This window comes from Streptomyces sp. NPDC059224 (assembly GCF_042754285.1).
Lineage (GTDB): Bacteria > Actinomycetota > Actinomycetes > Streptomycetales > Streptomycetaceae > Streptomyces.
Genome location: NZ_JBHZAN010000010.1, coordinates 182,401 through 199,552, shown reverse-complemented (window position 1 = coordinate 199,552; position 17,152 = coordinate 182,401). Strand labels below are relative to the sequence as shown.

The window sequence follows — 17,152 nt, the reverse complement described above, 5'->3', positions numbered from 1 at the left end:
ACGGGTGGCGGCCGGGACGGACTGCCGCGGATCGTCGTCGAGGACGAAGCTGACCGTGGCACGCGAGACACCGCCGGCGACGGCCACGTCGTTCGGCGTGCCCCGGCCCGGCCCGCCCGTCACCCGGTCCCGATCCGCGATTTCGGCCGTCCGGTCCCGGCAGCGCCGACCGGGACCAGATGGGCCTCGGCCGCCCTTCGGAACGCCGGCAGCAGGCGATGGCGGTCGCCCTTCCGGGTGGCCAGGACCACCTGGACGGGGTCCGCGTCCACGACCGGCACGAGGACGATGTCCGGCCGCAGGCTGCCCCGGAAGCCGGCCGGCGCCAGTGACACCACCTCACCGCTCGCCACCAGCTCCAGCTTGTCCTCCAGCGTGTCCACCAGGGCGCCCAGGTTGGTGTGACCCGCGGGATTCGCACCGACCCGGTCGGCGCCGGTGAAACGGGGGAGCGGCTCGTCGGCGAAGTCCGCGAGCGTGACCGACTCCCGGCCCGCCAGCCGGTGGCCGAGCGGTACCAGCAGCACCCGCGGCTCGTCGTACAGGACGGTGATGTCCAGGCCGTCGGAGGTGAACAGGAAGCGGGTCACCACCACGTCGACCCGGTGGTCGAGGAGCGCGTCGCGCGGTTCGTTCCAGTCCACGTGCAGGGTGCGCACGTCGGCCTCCGGATGGCGGTGCCGGATCTCCCGTACGGCAGGGGTGACGATCTGGTGAGTGGTGTAGCCGACCGTGAACGGGCCCTGCGCGGCGGCCGAACGGGCGCTCGCGGCGGCCCGGGCGGCACTGCGCAGCAACTCCCTGGCCTGCGGCAGAAAGGTCTCGCCGGCCTCGGTGAGCCGGGTGCCGCGCGGAGTGCGATCGAGCAGCCGCACGCCCAGCTCCCGCTCCAGACGCCGGATCTGCCGGCTCAGCGACGGCTGGGCCAGACGCAGCGCGTCGGCCGCCCGGCCGAAGTGCAACTCCTCGGCGACCACGGTGAAGTAGCGCACCAGGCGCAGCTCCAGGTCCACCGGCGGTACGAGGGAATCGGGCACTCCACGACTCTACTCCCGCCGCCGTGAGCTGCGGTCATGACCGCGGGGGCATCACGGGGTGCGGAACAGGTCTTGGACCCCGGCCCCGGGCCGGACGCAGGCTGGAGCCATCCCATCCCATTCACTCTCCGTGAGGTGATTCGTCATGCGTGTGTTCGTCACCGGCGCCACCGGGTTCATCGGCAGCGCGGTCGTCCGCGAACTGCTCGGCGCCGGGCACCAGGTGCTCGGCCTGGCCCGCTCGGACGCGGCCGAGGCGGCCCTGAAGGAGGCGGGAGCGGAGGCCCACCGCGGCGACCTGAACGACGTCGACGGCCTGCGGGCCGCGGCGACCGCGGTGGACGGGGTGGTCCACACGGGCTTCAACCACGACTTCTCCGACATGCCCGGAGCCCTGCGCACCGAACTCGCCACCCTGGCGGCCTTCGGCGACGCCCTCGCCGGCTCCGGCCGCCCCCTGGTCATCAGCTCCGTGACCGGACTGCTCGCCCCGGGCCGCCTCGGCACCGAGACGGACGGACCCGACCCCGCGGCGCCCGGCGCACACCGGGGCGAGTCCGAGCGGGCCGCCCTCGCCCTGGCCGGGCGCGGGGTACGGGTCTGCGCGATCCGCCTCGCGGCCTCGGTGCACGGCGCCGGCGACCACGCCTTCGTCCCGCACCTCATCGGCCTCGCCCGGGACAAGGGCGTCGCCGGCTACCCCGGCGACGGCGCCAACCGCTGGCCCGCCGTGCACCGCCTGGACGCGGCCGTACTGTTCCGCAAGGCCCTGGAGAGCGCGCCGGCCGGTGCCGTGCTGCACGCGGCCGCCGAGGAGGGCGTACCGCTCCGCGCCATCACCGCGGTCGTCGCCCGCCGTCTCGGCCTGCCGCTGGTGTCCCTCGCGCCCGAGGAGGCGGCCGCCCACTTCGGCTGGATGATCCGCTTCGCCGGCCACGACAACCCGACGTCGAGCACCGCGACCCGCGAGCGCTACGACTGGCGCCCCGGGCAGCCGGACCTGCTGGCCGACCTCGACCAGGACCACTACTTCGGCTGAGAGGGCCACGGCATCCACAGCAGGCCGCGGGGGCCACCGGCGCTCCCGGAGGTCAGCGCACCTACGTGTCGGATTTCCGCCAGCATCGGCCGTGTCCGGTGGCCGATGCTGGACCCATGCAGAAAGGGACGCACCTCGACCGAGAGCACTGTGTACGGGCCGTGCAGTCGAAGGACGCACGATTCGACGGCTGGTTCTTCACGGCCGTCCTGACCACCCGCATCTACTGCCGGCCCAGCTGCCCGGTGGTCCCGCCCAAGCCCGAGAACATGACGTTCTACCCGAGCGCGGCCGCCTGCCAGCAGGCCGGCTTCCGGGCCTGCAAGCGCTGCCGCCCCGACACCAGTCCCGGCTCCCCGGAGTGGAACCAGCGCGCCGACCTGGTCGCCCGGGCCATGCGGCTGATCGCCGACGGGGTCGTGGACCGCGAGGGCGTGCCCGGCCTCGCCACCCGCCTCGGCTACGGCCCCCGGCAGGTCGAACGCCAGCTCCTCGCCGAACTCGGCGCCGGCCCGCTGGCCCTCGCCCGCGCCCAGCGCGCCCAGACCGCCCGCCTGCTCATCGAGACGACCGCCCTGCCGATGGCCCAGATCGCCTTCGCGGCGGGCTTCTCCTCGATCCGCACCTTCAACGACACCGTCCGCGAGGTCTTCGCGCTGTCCCCGAGCGAGCTGCGCACGAGGGCCCCGAAGAGCGCGTCCAGCGCCCCCGGAGCGCTGTCCCTGCGGCTGCCCTTCCGCGCCCCCCTCAACCCCGACAACCTCTTCGGCCACCTCGCGGCCACCGCCGTACCCGGCGTCGAGGAGTGGCGGGACGGCGCCTACCGGCGGACCCTGCGGCTGCCGTACGGCCACGGCATCGCGGCCCTCGCCCCGAAGCCCGATCACATCGCCTGCCGGCTCACCCTCAGCGACCTGCGGGACCTGCCCGTCGCCATCAGCCGCTGCCGGCGGCTGCTCGACCTGGACGCCGACCCGGTCGCGGTCGACGACCAGCTTCGCACCGACCCCGTGCTGGCCCCGCTGGTGGACAAGGCGCCCGGCCGCCGCGTGCCCCGCACGGTCGACGAAGCGGAGTTCGCGGTGCGGGCCGTCCTCGGCCAGCAGGTCTCCACGGCCGCCGCCCGCACCCACGCGACCCGCCTGGTGACCGCCCACGGCACCCCCGTCGACGACCCCGAGGGCGGCCTCACCCACCTCTTCCCGACCCCCGGGGCCCTGGCCGGACTGGCCCCCGAGTCCCTGGCGATGCCCCGCACCCGACGCGCCACCTTCACCACCCTGGTCGGCCGGCTCGCCGACGGCACCCTCCATCTGGGCGTCGAGTGCGACTGGGCCGAGGCACGCGCCCGGCTCCTCGCCCTGCCCGGTTTCGGCCCCTGGACCGTCGACGTCATCGCCATGCGCGCCCTCGGCGACCCCGACGCCTTCCTCCCCACCGACCTCGGAATCCGCCGCGCGGCCCTGGAGCTTGGCCTGCCCGGCACTCCGGCCGCTCTCACCGCCCGCGCGGCCGGCTGGCGCCCCTGGCGGGCCTACGCGGTCCAGTACCTGTGGGCGACCGACAGCCACCCGATCAACTTCCTGCCCGTGTAAGGACTCTGGCGTGAAGAACCACACCGTCACCGACAGCCCCTACGGCCCCCTCACCCTGGTCGCCGAGGACGGCACCCTCTGCGGCCTCTACATGGAGGACCAGCGCCACCGCCCGCCCGAGGAGAACTTCGGCGCCCGTGACGACGCCCTGTTCGCCGAGGCCGAGGAACAGCTGACCGCGTACTTCGCGGGCGAGTTGAAGGAGTTCACCGTCGAACTCCGCCTGAACGGCACCCCGTTCCAGCGCAGCGTCTGGGAACAGCTGCGCCTGATCCCCTACGGACAGACCCGCTCGTACGGCGAACTCGCCGACGCCCTCGGCAATCCACGGGCCTCCCGGGCGGTAGGCCTCGCCAACGGCAAGAACCCGATCGGCATCATCGTGCCCTGCCACCGCGTCGTCGGAGCGAACGGCGGCCTCACCGGCTACGGCGGCGGCCTGCCCCGCAAGCGGCGCCTGCTGGCCCTCGAACGCGACGGGGGCCTCTTCTAGCCGGTCCGCAGCTCCGCGAGCAGCCTCGGCAGCGCGGTTCCGATCGGCTCCCGGACGATCTCGTCGGCGAGTTCGTCGTAGGGCGTGGGTTCGGCGTTGACGATGACGAGCCGGGCGCCGTGGTCGGCCGCGACGCCCACGAGGCCGGCGGCGGGCTGCACCTGGAGGCTGCTGCCGACGGCGATGAACACGGTGCAGGCCTTGCTGATGGCGAGGGCCTCGCCGATGACGACGGGGTCGAGGTTCTGACCGAACATGACGGTCGCGGACTTGAGGATGCCTCCGCACTCCAGGCACGGCGGATCGTCCTCGCCGGCTTCGACGCGGGCGATCGCGTCAGCCATCGCTCCCCGCGCATGGCACCTGGTGCACACCACCCCGTGTGCCGAGCCGTGCAGTTCGATCACCTTGCGGGCGGGCATCCCGGCGAGCTGGTGAAGTCCGTCGACGTTCTGCGTGACGACCCGGACCGGGACCCCGGACCTGTCGAGCTCGGCGACGGCCAGGTGCGCGGCGTTGGGCTCGGCCCGGAGCACACGGTTCGTGCGCCGCATCTGCCAGGACCGGCGCCGGATCTCGGGGTCGCCCATGTAGCAGTCATAGGTCACGAGCTTCTCGGCCTCGGGGTCCTTGCGCCACAGACCGTCGGGGCCGCGATAGTCGGGGATACCGGAGTCGGTCGAGATGCCGGCGCCGCTGAGGATGGCCACGAGGGGCTTGGTCATGTGTTCGAGGGTAGGGCGGGGGCGGTGCGGGCGGCGAACGGTTATCGACCGTTCCGGGATCACCCCGCGCGGTGGCCGTTCTCCAGTTCCGCGGTGCCCGCGCCCTCGTCCAGCACGTCCAGTGCGGCCAGCACGCGGTGGCCCAGGGAGCCCGGCAGGTAGGTGAGGAGTTCCGCGCGGGGGACCAGCCGCCAGGAGAGCAGTTCCTCCTCCTGGAGGCGGATCGCCCCGAGGTCGGCGTCGGTGACGACACCGCCGTCGTACAGGTAGGCGACGATCGGCGGCCGGCCCGCGCCGTGCACCCAGTCCACCGCGAGCAGCGGGCCCATCTCCCGGTCCAGGCCGATCTCCTCCAGGGTCTCCCGGCGGGCGCCCTGACGCGGGGTCTCCCCGTCGTCGGACTCGACGGTCCCGCCGGGCAGCGCCCAGCCGTCCCGGTAGTTCGGCTCGACGAGCAGCACCCGTCCCTCGGCGTCCCGGAGGAGCGCGGCAGCCCCGGCGAGGATCCGGGGCAGGCTCGCGATGTACGCGGCGTAGGTGTCAGTCGTGGTCACTCGGGAAGGGTATCGAGGGCGGGCCCGGGACCCGTCCGGGCGAGTCGCAGGGTGCGCTTCGCCAGGTCGCTGATGCGGGACCGGTCGAACCCGAAGACGGCGCTGCGGACCGTGTCCTCCAGCGGCTCCTTCCACTGGTCCGGGATGGCCGCCGCTCCGGTCAGCACCCCGGCCACCGAGCCCGCCGTCGCGCCGTTGGAGTCGGTGTCCAGGCCGCCGCGCACGGTGAGGGCGACGGTCCGGGTGAAGTCGCCGTCACCGTAGAGCAGCCCCGCGGTGAGCACGGCCACGTTCGGGACGGCGTGGATCCAGCCGAGGCCCGCGGTCTCCCCGGACACGGTGGCGAGGGTGTCCTCCCAGCTCATCCGGGTCTCGTGCAGGGAGACGACCCGGCGTACGGTCCGCGCGAGCCGGCAGCTCGCCGGTACGACCGTGAGCGCGCTGTCGATCGCCTGCCGCACGGTCGGCGCGGTGAACGCCGCCGAGATCAGCGCGGCGGCCCACATCGCGCCGTAGACCCCGTTGCCCGTATGGGAGAGCACGGCGTCCCGGCGGGCCAGGGCGGCGGCCCGGTGCGGGGCGTCCGGGCAGGTCCAGCCGAAGATGTCGGCGCGGATCAGGGCGCCGATCCACTCCTGGCAGGGATTGTCGTGGGTGGCGGTGAGCGGCGGTTCGAGGCCGTTCGCGAGGTTGCGGTAGGCGGCCCGCTCCGCCGTGAAGGTCTGGAGGTAGGGCAGTCGCAGCAGCCACAGCTCACCGACCTGCTCGGTGCTGAAACCGAGACCGTGGGTCTCCAGGAGGTCCAGGCCGAGGATCGCGTAGTCGACGTCGTCGTCCCGGCAGCTGCCGTGGATACGGCCGCGCACGCACCGGCGCCACTCGGGCCGCAGCGCGATCGCGTCGCTCTCGTCGGCGGGCTCGGGGAGGTAGTCGGTGAGCGGCAGGGCGGCGGCCCGCCGCAGATAGCCGTCGATGCGGTCCCTGGTCCACACGTCGCCCCGCTCGACCGGCTTGCCGAGCATGTTGCCCGCGATGCGGCCGAGCCAGCCGCCGAGCACCCGGTCGGCGAGGTCCGGGCCGGCGGTGCCGTCGTTGCCCATGGCTGTGGTCTACCCGGTTTCGCAGGCGGCTCCCAGGCCTTTCCCGGGCTTCGGCCGGGGAATGACGGCGAGGGTGTCCTCCGGTTAAGGTCACAGCGGCGCGACTGGCCTTGACGTGCGCGAGGCCCGGAGAGCAAGGGGATACAGGTGACACAGCGCGTGCTCATCGCCGCGGACAAGTTCAAGGGGTCGCTGACGGCCGTGGAGGTCGCCGAGCGGGTCACTGCGGGGCTCCGGCGGGTCGTGCCCGGCCTGGAGGTGGCGGCGCTGCCCGTCGCGGACGGCGGGGACGGCACAGTGGCCGCCGCTCTCGCCGCCGGCTTCGATCGCCGCGAGCAACCGGTCGCCGGGCCACTGGGACAGGAGGTCACCGCCGCGTTCGCGCTGCGCGGCGACACCGCCGTGGTGGAGATGGCCGAGGCGAGCGGACTGCAGCGGCTGCCGTCCGGTGTCCTCGCGCCGCTGACGGCCTCCACGTACGGCTCCGGAGAGCTGCTGCGGGCCGCGCTGGACGCGGGCGCCCGCACGATCGTCTTCGGCGTCGGAGGCAGCGCCACGACCGACGGCGGCGCCGGCATGCTGTCCGCGCTCGGAGCACGGTTCCTGGACGAGGACGGCGAGCCGGTACCGCCGGGCGGCGGCGGCCTCGCCCACGTGGCCCGCGCCGACCTGTCCGGCCTGGACCCGCGCCTGTCCTCGGTCGACCTGATCCTCGCCAGCGACGTCGACAACCCGCTCACCGGCCCCAAGGGCGCACCGGCCGTCTACGGCCCGCAGAAGGGCGCCTCGCCGGACGACGTCGAGGTCCTGGACGCCGCCCTCGCCCACTTCGCGAAGATCCTGGAGGCCGAGACCGGCCCGCGCGCGGCGGGGTACGCCGTGGCGCCGGGCGCCGGGGCCGCCGGCGGCATCGGATACGGCGCGCTGCTGCTCGGCGCCCGCTTCCGCCCCGGCATCGAGGTCATGCTCGACGTCCTCGGCTTCGCGCCCGCTCTGGAGCAGGTGTCGCTGGTGATCACCGGCGAGGGCTCGCTGGACGAGCAGACGCTGCACGGCAAGGCGCCGGCCGGGGTGGCCGCGGCCGCGCGCGCCGCCGGTAAGGAGGTCGTGGCGGTGTGCGGGCGGCTCGCCCTGGCGCCGGCCGAGCTCGGGCGGGCGGGGATCCGGCGGGCGTATCCGCTGACGTCCGTGGAGCCGGACATCGCGAGGTGCATCGCGGACGCGGGACCGATCCTGGAGCGGGTCGCGGAACAGATCGCCGGGGACTTCCTGACCTGATCCCCCGGGCGCGGGAACGGCACAGGGCCCCGGACCGATCGCGGTCCGGGGCCCTTGCGCGTCGCGGGGTTACGGCAGCTGCGCCGCCCGTGCCTCGCGACGGTTGTCGCGGATGTTGTTCACCCGGCGGGCCGTGGCGAACAGGGGGATCACCGCGCCCATCACCAGCTGCAGCGCACAGCCGGTCTGGAGCAGGAGCTGGCCGCCGGGGGCGTCGAAGGCCCAGGACGCCAGGAGCCCCATCGACAGGACGATCCAGGACAGCATCGCCCCGGCCAGACGCCCGCGCGGCTTCGGGTACTCGACCCGGCTCACCATCAGCCACGCCGTGCCGATGATCGCGAGGAGCGTCGCGACGAAGGGCAGCTCCAGCAGCACGATCGAGACGACCGTGAGCGCGCCGAACGGCGAGGGCATGCCCTGGAACATGCCGTTCGGCGGGGTCACACAGCTGAAGCGGGCCAGCCGCAGCACCACTGCCAGCAGCACGACCACCGCTCCGACCGCGGCCACCTTCTGGTACGCGTCGTCGGCCACCATGCCGTAGACGAGCACGAAGTACGCGGGGGCCAGGCCGAAGCTGACGAGGTCCGAGAGGTTGTCCAGCTCGGCGCCCATGGGGGAGGAGCGCAGCTTGCGCGCCACGAGGCCGTCGAACAGGTCGAAGACCGCCGCGCAGAGCATGAGGATGACCGCGGTGGCGGCGCTGTGCCGTGCCATGCCCGCCGACTGGTCGTCCCCGGTGAGGTGCGGGATCAGGATGCCGGTGGTGGTGAAGTACACCGCCATGAAGCCGCACGTGGCGTTGCCCAGCGTGAGGGTGTCCGCTATCGAGAGGCGAAGAGAGAGAGGCATCTCCTCCTCGTCCTCGCCGATCTCGTCCGCCTCGGGCACCCAGCCCGCCTGGGTCTCCGGATCAATCACGGTCAATGCGAGTCACCCCAGCCACGGTCTTCTGGCCGACCTCGACCGCGACCTCCACGCCCTCGGGCAGGTAGATGTCGACGCGCGAGCCGAAGCGGATCAGACCGATGCGGTCGCCCTGCTCGACCTTCGTGTCCTGCGGGACGTAGGGCACGATGCGACGGGCCACCGCGCCGGCGATCTGGATCATCTCGATGTCGCCGAGTTCGGTGTCGAAATGCCAGACTACGCGCTCGTTGTTCTCGCTCTCCTTGTTGAAGGCGGGAACGAAGCCACCGGGGATGTGCTCCACCGACGTCACGGTGCCGGACAGCGGCGCCCGGTTCACGTGGACGTTGAGCGGGCTCATGAAGATCGCGACGCGGGTGCGGCCGTCCTTCCACGGCATGATGCTCTGCACCACACCGTCGGCGGGGGAGATGACACGGCCCTGGGCGATCTCACGCTCGGGGTCGCGGAAGAACCACAGCATGCCCGCCGCGAGCGCGGTGGCGGGCACGGCGACGGCCTTCGCGGCGCCGGAGCGACGGGCACGCAGGAGGCTGACGGCTGCGGTGGCGACGGTCGGGAGAAGCCACGGCGATGCTCCGCGCGCGAGGCGTACGCCGGCCAGGCTGTCTCGATGTGCAGAGGTTTGGCTGTGGGGCATGGATGACCTTCGTAGCGGATGATGCCGCGCGGTGATAGGGGACGGCGGCTTTCCGGGATCGTACCGGTCGGGGGCCACAACTGGGCAAGCCAGGATACCGAGTCGGCGGCCGAAGACCGCTGACGGGGTGTGATCTTCTTCTCGAAGAAAACACCCCGCACCGGGACAATCAGCCCTGGAATCGATACTCCTCGAGCAGCCTTCGCCCGATGATCATTTTCTGGATCTCGGCGGTACCTTCGCCGATCAGCAGCATCGGCGCCTCCCGGTAGAGGCGCTCGATCTCGTACTCCTTGGAGAATCCGTAGCCGCCGTGGATGCGGAAGGCGTCCTCCACGACCTCCTTGCAGTACTCGGAGGCGAGGTACTTCGCCATCCCGGCCTCCAGGTCGTTTCGTTCCCCGGAGTCCTTTTTGCGTGCGGCGTTCACCATCATGGCATGGGCGGCCTCGACCTTGGTGGCCATCTCGGCGAGCTTGAACTGGATGGCCTGGTGCTGGGCGATCGCCTTGCCGAAAGTGTGACGCTGCTGGGCGTACTGGACACCCAGTTCGAACGCACGCTGAGCGACACCGCAGCCACGCGCCGCCACGTTGACGCGACCGACCTCGACTCCGTCCATCATTTGGTAAAAACCTCGGCCGGTGGCCCCGCCGAGCACCCGATCGGCCGGAATCCGCAGGCCGTCCATGATCAGCTCGGTGGTGTCGACGCCCTTGTAGCCCATCTTGTCGATCTTGCCCGGGATGGTGAGGCCGGGGCGGACCTCGCCGAAGCCCGGCTCCTTCTCGACCAGGAAGGTCGTCATCGACTTGTGGGGGGCCGTCCCCTCGGGGTGGCCTTCGTCACTTCGCACGAGGACGGCCACGAGGGAGGACGTACCGCCGTTCGTCAGCCACATCTTCTGGCCGTTCAGGACGTACTCCTCGCCGTCCTTCACCGCCTTCGAGGTGATGGCGGAGACGTCCGAGCCGAGGGCCGGCTCCGACATCGAGAACGCGCCCCGGATGTCGCCGGCCGCCATCCGCGGCAGGAAGTGGTCCTTCTGCTCCTGCGTGCCGTGCTGCTTGAGCATGTACGCCACGATGAAGTGCGTGTTGATGATGCCGGAGACGGACATCCAGCCCCGGGCGATCTCCTCGACGCACAGCGCGTACGTCAGGAGCGACTCGCCCAGGCCGCCGTACTCCTCGGGGATCATCAGGCCGAACAGACCCAGTTCCCTGAGGCCGTCGACGATCGCCTGCGGGTACTCGTCGCGGTGCTCCAGTTCGGTGGCGACCGGGATGATCTCCTTGTCCACGAAGTCGCGGACGGTGGAGAGGATCTCCTGCTGGACGTCGGTCAGACCGGCGGTCTGGGCGAGACGGGCCATCGGTTACTTCCCCTGTTCCTTCAGCTCGGGGCGGCCCGGCTGCTCGCCGCCGCGCTCCTTGATGTACGTCTCGGTCGGCACCATCACCTTGCGGCGGAAGATGCACACCAGCGTGCCGTCCTGCTTGTAGCCCTTGGTCTCGACGTAGACGATCCCGCGGTCGTTCTTCGACTTGGAGGGCCACTTGTCGAGCACGGTCGTCTGCCCGTAGACCGTGTCGCCGTGGAAGGTCGGCGCCACGTGCTTGAGCGACTCGATCTCCAGGTTGGCGATCGCCTTGCCGGAGATGTCCGGCACGCTCATGCCGAGCAGCAGCGAGTAGATGTAGTTCCCCACCACCACGTTCTTGCCGAAGTCGGTCGTCTTCTCGGCGTAGTTGGTGTCCATGTGGAGCGGATGGTGGTTCATGGTGAGCAGGCAGAACAGGTGGTCGTCGTACTCCGTGACCGTCTTGCCCGGCCAGTGCTTGTACGTCGCCCCGACCTCGAACTCCTCGTACGTGCGTCCGAACTGCATCGCGCTCAGGCCTCCGGGATCTCGAACTTCGAGGTGCGCTGCATGCCGGCGGCCCGGCCCTTGCCGGAGATGACCAGGGCCATCTTGCGGCTGGCCTCGTCGATCATCTCGTCGCCGAGCATCGCGGAGCCCTTCTTGCCGCCCGCCTCGGACGTGCAGTAGTCGTAGGCGTCCAGGATCAGCTCGGCGTGGTCGAAGTCCTCCTGGGAGGGCGAGAAGATCTCGTTGGACGCCTCGACCTGGCCCGGGTGCAGCACCCACTTGCCGTCGAAGCCGAGGGCCGCGGCGCGCCGGGCGACCTCGCGGTAGCCCTCCACGTTGCGGATCTGGAGGTAGGGGCCGTCGATCGCCTGGAGGTTGTTGGCGCGGGCGGCCATCAGGATCTTCATCAGGATGTAGTGGTAGGCGTCCGCCGGGTAGCCGGGCGGCTGCTCGCCCACGACCAGCGACTTCATGTTGATGGACGCCATGAAGTCGGCCGGGCCGAAGATGATCGTCTCGACACGCGGGGAGGCCTGCGCGATCTCGTTGACGTTGTTGAGGCCCTGGGCGTTCTCGATCTGCGCCTCGATGCCGATCTTGCCGACCTCGAAGCCCATGGTCTTCTCGATCTGGGTGAGCAGCAGGTCCAGCGCGACGACCTGCTGGGCCGTCTGCACCTTCGGCAGCATGATGCAGTCGAGGTTCTGGCCGGCGCCCTCGACCACCGTGACGACGTCGCGGTACGTCCACTCGGTCGTCCAGTCGTTGACGCGCACCACCCGCGTCTTGCCGGTCCAGTCACCCTCGTTGAGGAACTTCACGATGGTGTGCCGCGCCTCGGGCTTGGCGAGCGGCGCGCACGCGTCCTCCAGGTCCAGGAAGACCTGGTCCGCCGGGAGACCCTGCGCCTTCTCCAGGAAGCGCGGGTTCGAGCCGGGCACGGCCAGGCAGGAGCGCCGCGGGCGGAGCCGGTTGACAGAGGTCAGGTGCGCGGCGGAGCCGCTCGTTGGAGGGGTGGTGGCGGGCGACGGGCGGGCGGTCATGCGGGGACCTCCAGGGGGTCGAGCTTGTTCGCTTTCCGGATCTCGTCGACGATGCGGCCGATGATTCCGGTGATGTCGAAGTCCTTCGGGGTGAAGACCGCGGCCACTCCGGCTTCCCTGAGCTGCGCGGCGTCACCATTCGGGATGATGCCACCGGCGATGACGGGTATATCTGTGGCACCGGCCACACGGAGGCGTTCCAGGACGTCCGGGACCAGCTGGGCGTGCGAGCCGGACAGGATCGACAGGCCCACCGCGTGCACGTCCTCGGCCAGTGCCGCGTCCACGATCTGCTCGGGCGTCAGCCGGATGCCCTGGTACACCACTTCGAAGCCGGCGTCCCTGGCCCGTACGGCGATCTGCTCGGCGCCGTTGGAGTGGCCGTCGAGGCCGGGCTTGCCGACCAGGAACCGGAGCTTGCCGGTGCCCAGGTCGCGGGCGGTGGCGTCCACCCGCGCACGTACCGCGGCCATCGCCGAGCCGGCCTCGGCGGGCACCGCCACCGGAGCCGAGGAGACCCCGGTGGGCGCCCGGAACTCGCCGAACACCTCCCGCAGCGCGCCCGCCCACTCGCCGGTCGTGACGCCGGCACGGGCACACTCCAGGGTGGCCTCCATCAGGTTGCCGGTGCCCTTGGCGGCCTCCTTCAGCCGCTCCAGCGCCTTGCAGGGGCGCGGGTGGTTGAACGGCGGCTGGTAGCGCGTGTCGCGCCAGCGGCCGATGGCCGTCACCACCCGGGCCTCCACCGCCGGGTCGACCGTCTGGATCGCGGTGTCCAGGTCGGCGGTGAGCGGGTTGGGCTCGGTCGACTCGAAGATGTTGACACCGACGATCTTCTCCTGCCCCGACTCGATCCGGCCCCGGCGCTCCGCGTGCGAGGCGACCAGCTGGGACTTGAGGTACCCGGACTCGACGGCCGCCATCGCGCCGCCCATCTCCTGGATCCGGTCCATCTCGGCGAGGGAGTCCTCGACCAGCTGCGTGACCTTCGCCTCGATGACGTGCGAGCCCTCGAAGATGTCCTCGTACTCCAGCAGGTCGCTCTCGTGGGCGAGCACCTGCTGGATGCGCAGCGACCACTGCTGGTCCCAGGGCCGGGGCAGGCCGAGCGCCTCGTTCCAGGCGGGCAGCTGCACGGCACGCGCGCGGGCGTCCTTGGACAGCGTCACGGCGAGCATCTCCAGCACGATCCGCTGGACGTTGTTCTCCGGCTGCGCCTCGGTCAGGCCGAGCGAGTTCACCTGGACGCCGTAACGGAACCGCCGCTGTCTGGGGTTCTCGATGCCGTACCGCTCGCGGGTGACCTTGTCCCAGATACGGCCGAACGCGCGCATCTTGCACATCTCCTCGACGAAGCGGACGCCCGCGTTCACGAAGAAGGAGAGACGGGCCACGACGTCACCCATACGTTCCTGCGGCACCTGGCCGCTGTCGCGCACGGCGTCCAGCACGGCGATGGCCGTGGACATCGCGTACGCGATCTCCTGCACCGGGGTGGCGCCCGCCTCCTGCAGGTGGTAGCTGCAGATGTTGATCGGGTTCCACTTCGGGATGTGGGAGACCGTGTACGCGATCATGTCCGTCGTCAGCCGGAGGCTCGGCCCCGGCGGGAAGACGTGCGTCCCCCGGGACAGGTACTCCTTGACGATGTCGTTCTGGGTCGTGCCCTGGAGCTTGGTGATGTCGGCACCCTGCTCCTCGGCGACGACCTGGTAGAGCGCCAGCAGCCACATGGCGGTGGCATTGATCGTCATCGAGGTGTTCATCTGTTCCAGGGGGATGTCCTGGAACAGCCGGCGCATGTCACCGAGGTGCGAGACGGGCACGCCCACCCGGCCGACCTCGCCGCGGGCGAGGATGTGGTCGGGGTCGTAGCCGGTCTGCGTCGGCAGGTCGAACGCAACCGACAGGCCGGTCTGGCCCTTGTCGAGGTTGCGCCGGTACAGCTCGTTGGACGCCTCGGCGGTGGAGTGACCGGCATACGTGCGCATGAGCCACGGCCGGTCCTTCTCCCGGGCGGTCGGCGGAGCGGACTCCCGCACGCCGTCGGCGATCTGACGCTCAGTCATCTATGACCTCGGGTGTCTCAGACGTTGCGGAAGCGGTTGATGGCGTCGAGGTGCTTGGCGCGCATCTCCTCGTCGCGCACGCCGAGGCCCTCCTCGGGGGCCAGGCACAGGACGCCGACCTTGCCCTGGTGGAGGTTGCGGTGCACGTCGTAGGCGGCCTGGCCGGTCTCCTCCAGGGAGTAGACCTTCGACAGCGTCGGGTGGATCCTGCCCTTCGCGATCAGCCGGTTGGCCTCCCAGGCCTCCCGGTAGTTGGCGAAGTGCGAGCCGATGATCCGCTTCAGGGACATCCACAGGTAGCGGTTGTCGTACTCGTGCATGTAGCCGGAGGTCGAGGCGCAGGTGGTGATGGTGCCGCCCTTGCGGGTGACGAAGACGCTCGCGCCGAAGGTCTCGCGGCCGGGGTGCTCGAAGACGATGTCGATGTCCTCGCCGCCGGTGAGTTCGCGGATGCGCTTGCCGAAGCGCTTCCACTCCTTCGGGTCCTGGGTCCGCTCGTCCTTCCAGAACCGGTAGCCCTCGGCGTTGCGGTCGATGATCGCCTCGGCGCCCATCGAGCGGCAGATGTCCGCTTTCTGGTCGCTGGAGACGACGCAGATCGGGTTGGCTCCGCCGGCCAGCGCGAACTGGGTGGCGTAGGAGCCGAGGCCGCCGCTGGCTCCCCAGATCAGCACGTTGTCGCCCTGCTTCATGCCGGCGCCGTTGCGGGAGACCAGCTGCCGGTAGGCGGTGGAGTTGACCAGGCCCGGGGCGGCGGCCTCCTCCCAGCTGAGGTGGCCGGGCTTCGGCATCAGCTGGTTGGACTTGACGAGCGCGATCTCCGCGAGGCCGCCGAAGTTGGTCTCGAAGCCCCAGATGCGCTGCTCGGGGTCGAGCATCGTGTCGTTGTGCCCGTCCGAGGACTCCATCTCGACCGACAGGCAGTGCGCGACGACCTCGTCGCCCGGCTTCCAGGCGTTGACGCCGGGGCCGGTGCGCAGGACGACGCCCGCGAGGTCGGAGCCGATGATGTGGTAGGGCAGGTCATGGCGCTTGGCCAGGTCGTTGGTGCGGCCGTAGCGCTCCAGGAAGCCGAAGGTCGACAGCGGCTCGAAGATCGAGGTCCACACCGAGTTGTAGTTGACGCTCGATGCCATGACGGCGACCAGCGCCTCGCCCGGGCCCAGCTCGGGCAGCGCCACCTCGTCGAGGTGGGTGGACTTGCGCGGGTCCTTGTCGCGGGTGTCCAGGCCCGCGAACATCTCCGTCTCGTCCTTGTGCACGGTGATCGCGCGGTAGGACTCGGGGAGGGCCAGGGCGGCGAAGTCGGCCGGCGTCGAGTCCGGCGACTGGATCGCGTCGAGAATGGCCTGAGTGGTCACGGTGTTGCCTCCGGCGGTCGGCGCCCTTGAGGGAAGGGGCGCTGAGGGTTACGGCGGTGCTGCTGAGGGTTTTGGGAAGGTGCCGTCGGTTCGGCGTGGGTGGTGCTTCGGCAGCGCTTTGTGGCGCGGGAGGGTGCCTGTGACGCAGGCGTCCGGCGGGCGGGCTGGTGGGCTCGCCAGGACAGGCCGGACACCAACAACGTATGACACCGCGTGTCAGGTGGCAAGGCACTGAGTGCCAGAACTTGCTCTCAGATGAAATCTTTACGTAACAAATGAGCGATGATCGATCAAAGCTACTGGCGGGTAGCCCAAGGTGCGCCGACGCGCGGGGGTCGTCCCGATGTCTGAGCCGTCATCCGGCACGCAGTGCCATCGCACTCCGGAAAAAAGATCGCGCCCGGAAAACATCGCGCCCGGAAAACATCGCGCCCGGAAAAACGACGACGCGCCCTCGAGGGCGCGTCGTCGTGTCCGGTTGCGGTTGCGGTTGCGGTTGCGGTTCGTGCTCAGTGCTCCTTGAGCGCCTGCTCGATCATGCGCATCACCTCGTCGAGGGGGGCGTCGGTCCTGGCCACCGTCACCAGTACCTCGCCCTGCGAGGCCACGGTGGCCGGTGCGGTGGTCCGCGGCGGGGTCTCCCGGCCCGCCCCGATCCCGGTCCCGAACGTCTTCCGCACGATCGCGAAGGCGTGGTCCAGCTGCGTCTCCACGTCCCCCTGCCCGCCGGCCCGCAGCCAGCGCCGCAGCACGTGGTTGTGGGCGGTGACCACCGCGGACGCCGCGACCTCGGCCAGCAGCGGGTCGTCGTTCGCGTCGTCCGCGTGCGCGTGCTCGTCGAAGTGGCCGAGGAGATAGCGCGTGAAGAGGCGCTCGTAGCGGGCCACCGAGGCGATCTCGGCCTCGCGCAGGGTCGGCACCTCGCGGGTGAGCTTGTAGCGGGCGACCGAGATGTCCGGCCGGGCCGCGTACATCTTCATGACCTCCTTGATGCCACGGCACACGGTGTCGAGCGGGTGCTCGTGCGCAGGGGCCGCGTTGAGCACGGCCTCCGCGCGGATCAGCGTGTCGTCGTGGTCCGGGAAGATCGCCTCTTCCTTGGAGCGGAAATGGCGGAAGAAGGTACGGCGGGCGACCCCGGCCGCGGCCGCGATCTCGTCGACGGTGGTCGCCTCGTACCCCTTGGTCGCGAACAGCTCCATCGCGGCGGCCGCCAGCTCCCGGCGCATCTTGAGCCGCTGCGCGGCCGCGCGACTGCCGGCGGCGCTTTCCGGGGCGTCGGACGTGGCTGGTGTACGTGAGGACCTGGCGGGCTGGGGCATGCCCCGAACGTACTGCATGTGCGCAGCTTGATGGGCATGACCGGGGTTTCCCCCGTCCGCGAAGGGCGGGGGGCCGCAGGGCCCGGGGGG

The 17,152-nt window shown here is 71.1% G+C and carries 16 protein-coding genes and 1 pseudogene; 4 read left to right on the top strand and 13 right to left on the bottom strand.

Annotated elements, in window-relative coordinates:
- Positions 1-18: 18 nt before the first annotated feature.
- Positions 19-87: pseudogene (locus tag ACFXI4_RS13145) on the bottom strand (hypothetical protein); the annotation flags it as partial.
- Between the two features lie 32 nt (positions 88-119).
- A complete protein-coding gene (locus ACFXI4_RS13140) occupies positions 120-1,037 on the bottom strand; it encodes a LysR family transcriptional regulator (RefSeq protein ID WP_384990007.1) in 918 nt (305 codons plus the stop codon).
- Between the two features lie 145 nt (positions 1,038-1,182).
- Between ACFXI4_RS13140 and ACFXI4_RS13135 the strand changes: the two genes are divergently transcribed.
- The 3 genes from ACFXI4_RS13135 to ACFXI4_RS13125 all read left to right on the top strand — a co-directional run bounded on the left by ACFXI4_RS13135 (position 1,183) and on the right by ACFXI4_RS13125 (position 4,164).
- The gene (locus tag ACFXI4_RS13135) at positions 1,183-2,076 is read left to right on the top strand and encodes an SDR family oxidoreductase (RefSeq protein WP_384990005.1); all 894 of its coding nucleotides are present in this window, start codon (positions 1,183-1,185) and stop codon (positions 2,074-2,076) included.
- A 116-nt stretch (positions 2,077-2,192) separates the two neighbouring features.
- Positions 2,193-3,671, top strand: coding sequence for an AlkA N-terminal domain-containing protein (locus ACFXI4_RS13130; RefSeq protein ID WP_384990003.1), 1,479 nt, complete (start codon positions 2,193-2,195; stop codon positions 3,669-3,671).
- A 10-nt stretch (positions 3,672-3,681) separates the two neighbouring features.
- On the top strand, positions 3,682-4,164 hold the full coding sequence (locus tag ACFXI4_RS13125) for a methylated-DNA--[protein]-cysteine S-methyltransferase (RefSeq protein ID WP_384990002.1): 483 nt from the start codon (positions 3,682-3,684) through the stop codon (positions 4,162-4,164).
- Here the strand turns inward: ACFXI4_RS13125 and ACFXI4_RS13120 are convergent.
- From ACFXI4_RS13120 to ACFXI4_RS13110, 3 genes are read right to left on the bottom strand one after another with little or no spacing between them, the layout of a single operon-like run.
- Positions 4,161-4,889 carry an NAD-dependent deacetylase gene (locus tag ACFXI4_RS13120; RefSeq protein WP_384990001.1) on the bottom strand — a complete coding sequence of 243 codons (729 nt, stop codon included), beginning with the start codon at positions 4,887-4,889 and terminating at the stop codon, positions 4,161-4,163. The two genes, ACFXI4_RS13125 and ACFXI4_RS13120, sit on opposite strands and share 4 nt — an antisense overlap.
- A gap of 59 nt (positions 4,890-4,948) precedes the next feature.
- Entirely contained in the window at positions 4,949-5,443 is a 495-nt protein-coding gene (locus ACFXI4_RS13115) for an NUDIX domain-containing protein (RefSeq protein ID WP_384989999.1), read from the bottom strand.
- Positions 5,440-6,543: an ADP-ribosylglycohydrolase family protein gene (locus ACFXI4_RS13110; RefSeq protein ID WP_384989997.1), complete on the bottom strand. Its 1,104-nt coding sequence runs from the start codon at positions 6,541-6,543 to the stop codon at positions 5,440-5,442. Before ACFXI4_RS13110 ends, ACFXI4_RS13115 begins: the two co-directional genes overlap by 4 nt.
- 141 nt (positions 6,544-6,684) lie before the next feature.
- Here ACFXI4_RS13110 and ACFXI4_RS13105 point away from each other — a divergent pair, with 141 nt between their 5' ends.
- Entirely contained in the window at positions 6,685-7,821 is a 1,137-nt protein-coding gene (locus ACFXI4_RS13105; protein ID WP_384990051.1) for a glycerate kinase, read from the top strand.
- Positions 7,822-7,890: 69 nt separating this feature from the next.
- Here ACFXI4_RS13105 and pssA read toward each other — a convergent pair whose 3' ends face one another.
- The 8 genes from pssA to ACFXI4_RS13065 form a co-directional block, all read right to left on the bottom strand.
- On the bottom strand, positions 7,891-8,751 hold the full coding sequence (gene pssA, locus ACFXI4_RS13100) for a CDP-diacylglycerol--serine O-phosphatidyltransferase (protein ID WP_362721432.1): 861 nt from the start codon (positions 8,749-8,751) through the stop codon (positions 7,891-7,893).
- Complete coding sequence (locus ACFXI4_RS13095) at positions 8,738-9,394, bottom strand: phosphatidylserine decarboxylase (RefSeq protein ID WP_362721442.1); 657 nt, start codon at positions 9,392-9,394, stop codon at positions 8,738-8,740. Before ACFXI4_RS13095 ends, pssA begins: the two co-directional genes overlap by 14 nt.
- A gap of 169 nt (positions 9,395-9,563) precedes the next feature.
- Positions 9,564-10,769, bottom strand: a complete 1,206-nt coding sequence (locus tag ACFXI4_RS13090; RefSeq protein ID WP_384989995.1) for an acyl-CoA dehydrogenase family protein — start codon at positions 10,767-10,769, stop codon at positions 9,564-9,566.
- Positions 10,770-10,772: 3 nt separating this feature from the next.
- Positions 10,773-11,285: a MaoC family dehydratase gene (locus tag ACFXI4_RS13085; RefSeq protein WP_316781971.1), complete on the bottom strand. Its 513-nt coding sequence runs from the start codon at positions 11,283-11,285 to the stop codon at positions 10,773-10,775.
- 5 nt (positions 11,286-11,290) lie between these two features.
- Positions 11,291-12,253 carry an HpcH/HpaI aldolase/citrate lyase family protein gene (locus tag ACFXI4_RS13080; protein WP_384990049.1) on the bottom strand — a complete coding sequence of 321 codons (963 nt, stop codon included), beginning with the start codon at positions 12,251-12,253 and terminating at the stop codon, positions 11,291-11,293.
- 53 nt (positions 12,254-12,306) lie between these two features.
- On the bottom strand, positions 12,307-14,379 hold the full coding sequence (locus ACFXI4_RS13075) for a protein meaA (protein ID WP_384989993.1): 2,073 nt from the start codon (positions 14,377-14,379) through the stop codon (positions 12,307-12,309).
- Positions 14,380-14,396: 17 nt separating this feature from the next.
- Positions 14,397-15,740, bottom strand: a complete 1,344-nt coding sequence (gene ccrA / locus ACFXI4_RS13070; RefSeq protein WP_384989992.1) for a crotonyl-CoA carboxylase/reductase — start codon at positions 15,738-15,740, stop codon at positions 14,397-14,399.
- A 509-nt stretch (positions 15,741-16,249) separates the two neighbouring features.
- Positions 16,250-17,080, bottom strand: a complete 831-nt coding sequence (locus ACFXI4_RS13065) for a TetR family transcriptional regulator (protein WP_384989991.1) — start codon at positions 17,078-17,080, stop codon at positions 16,250-16,252.
- Positions 17,081-17,152 lie beyond the last annotated feature (72 nt).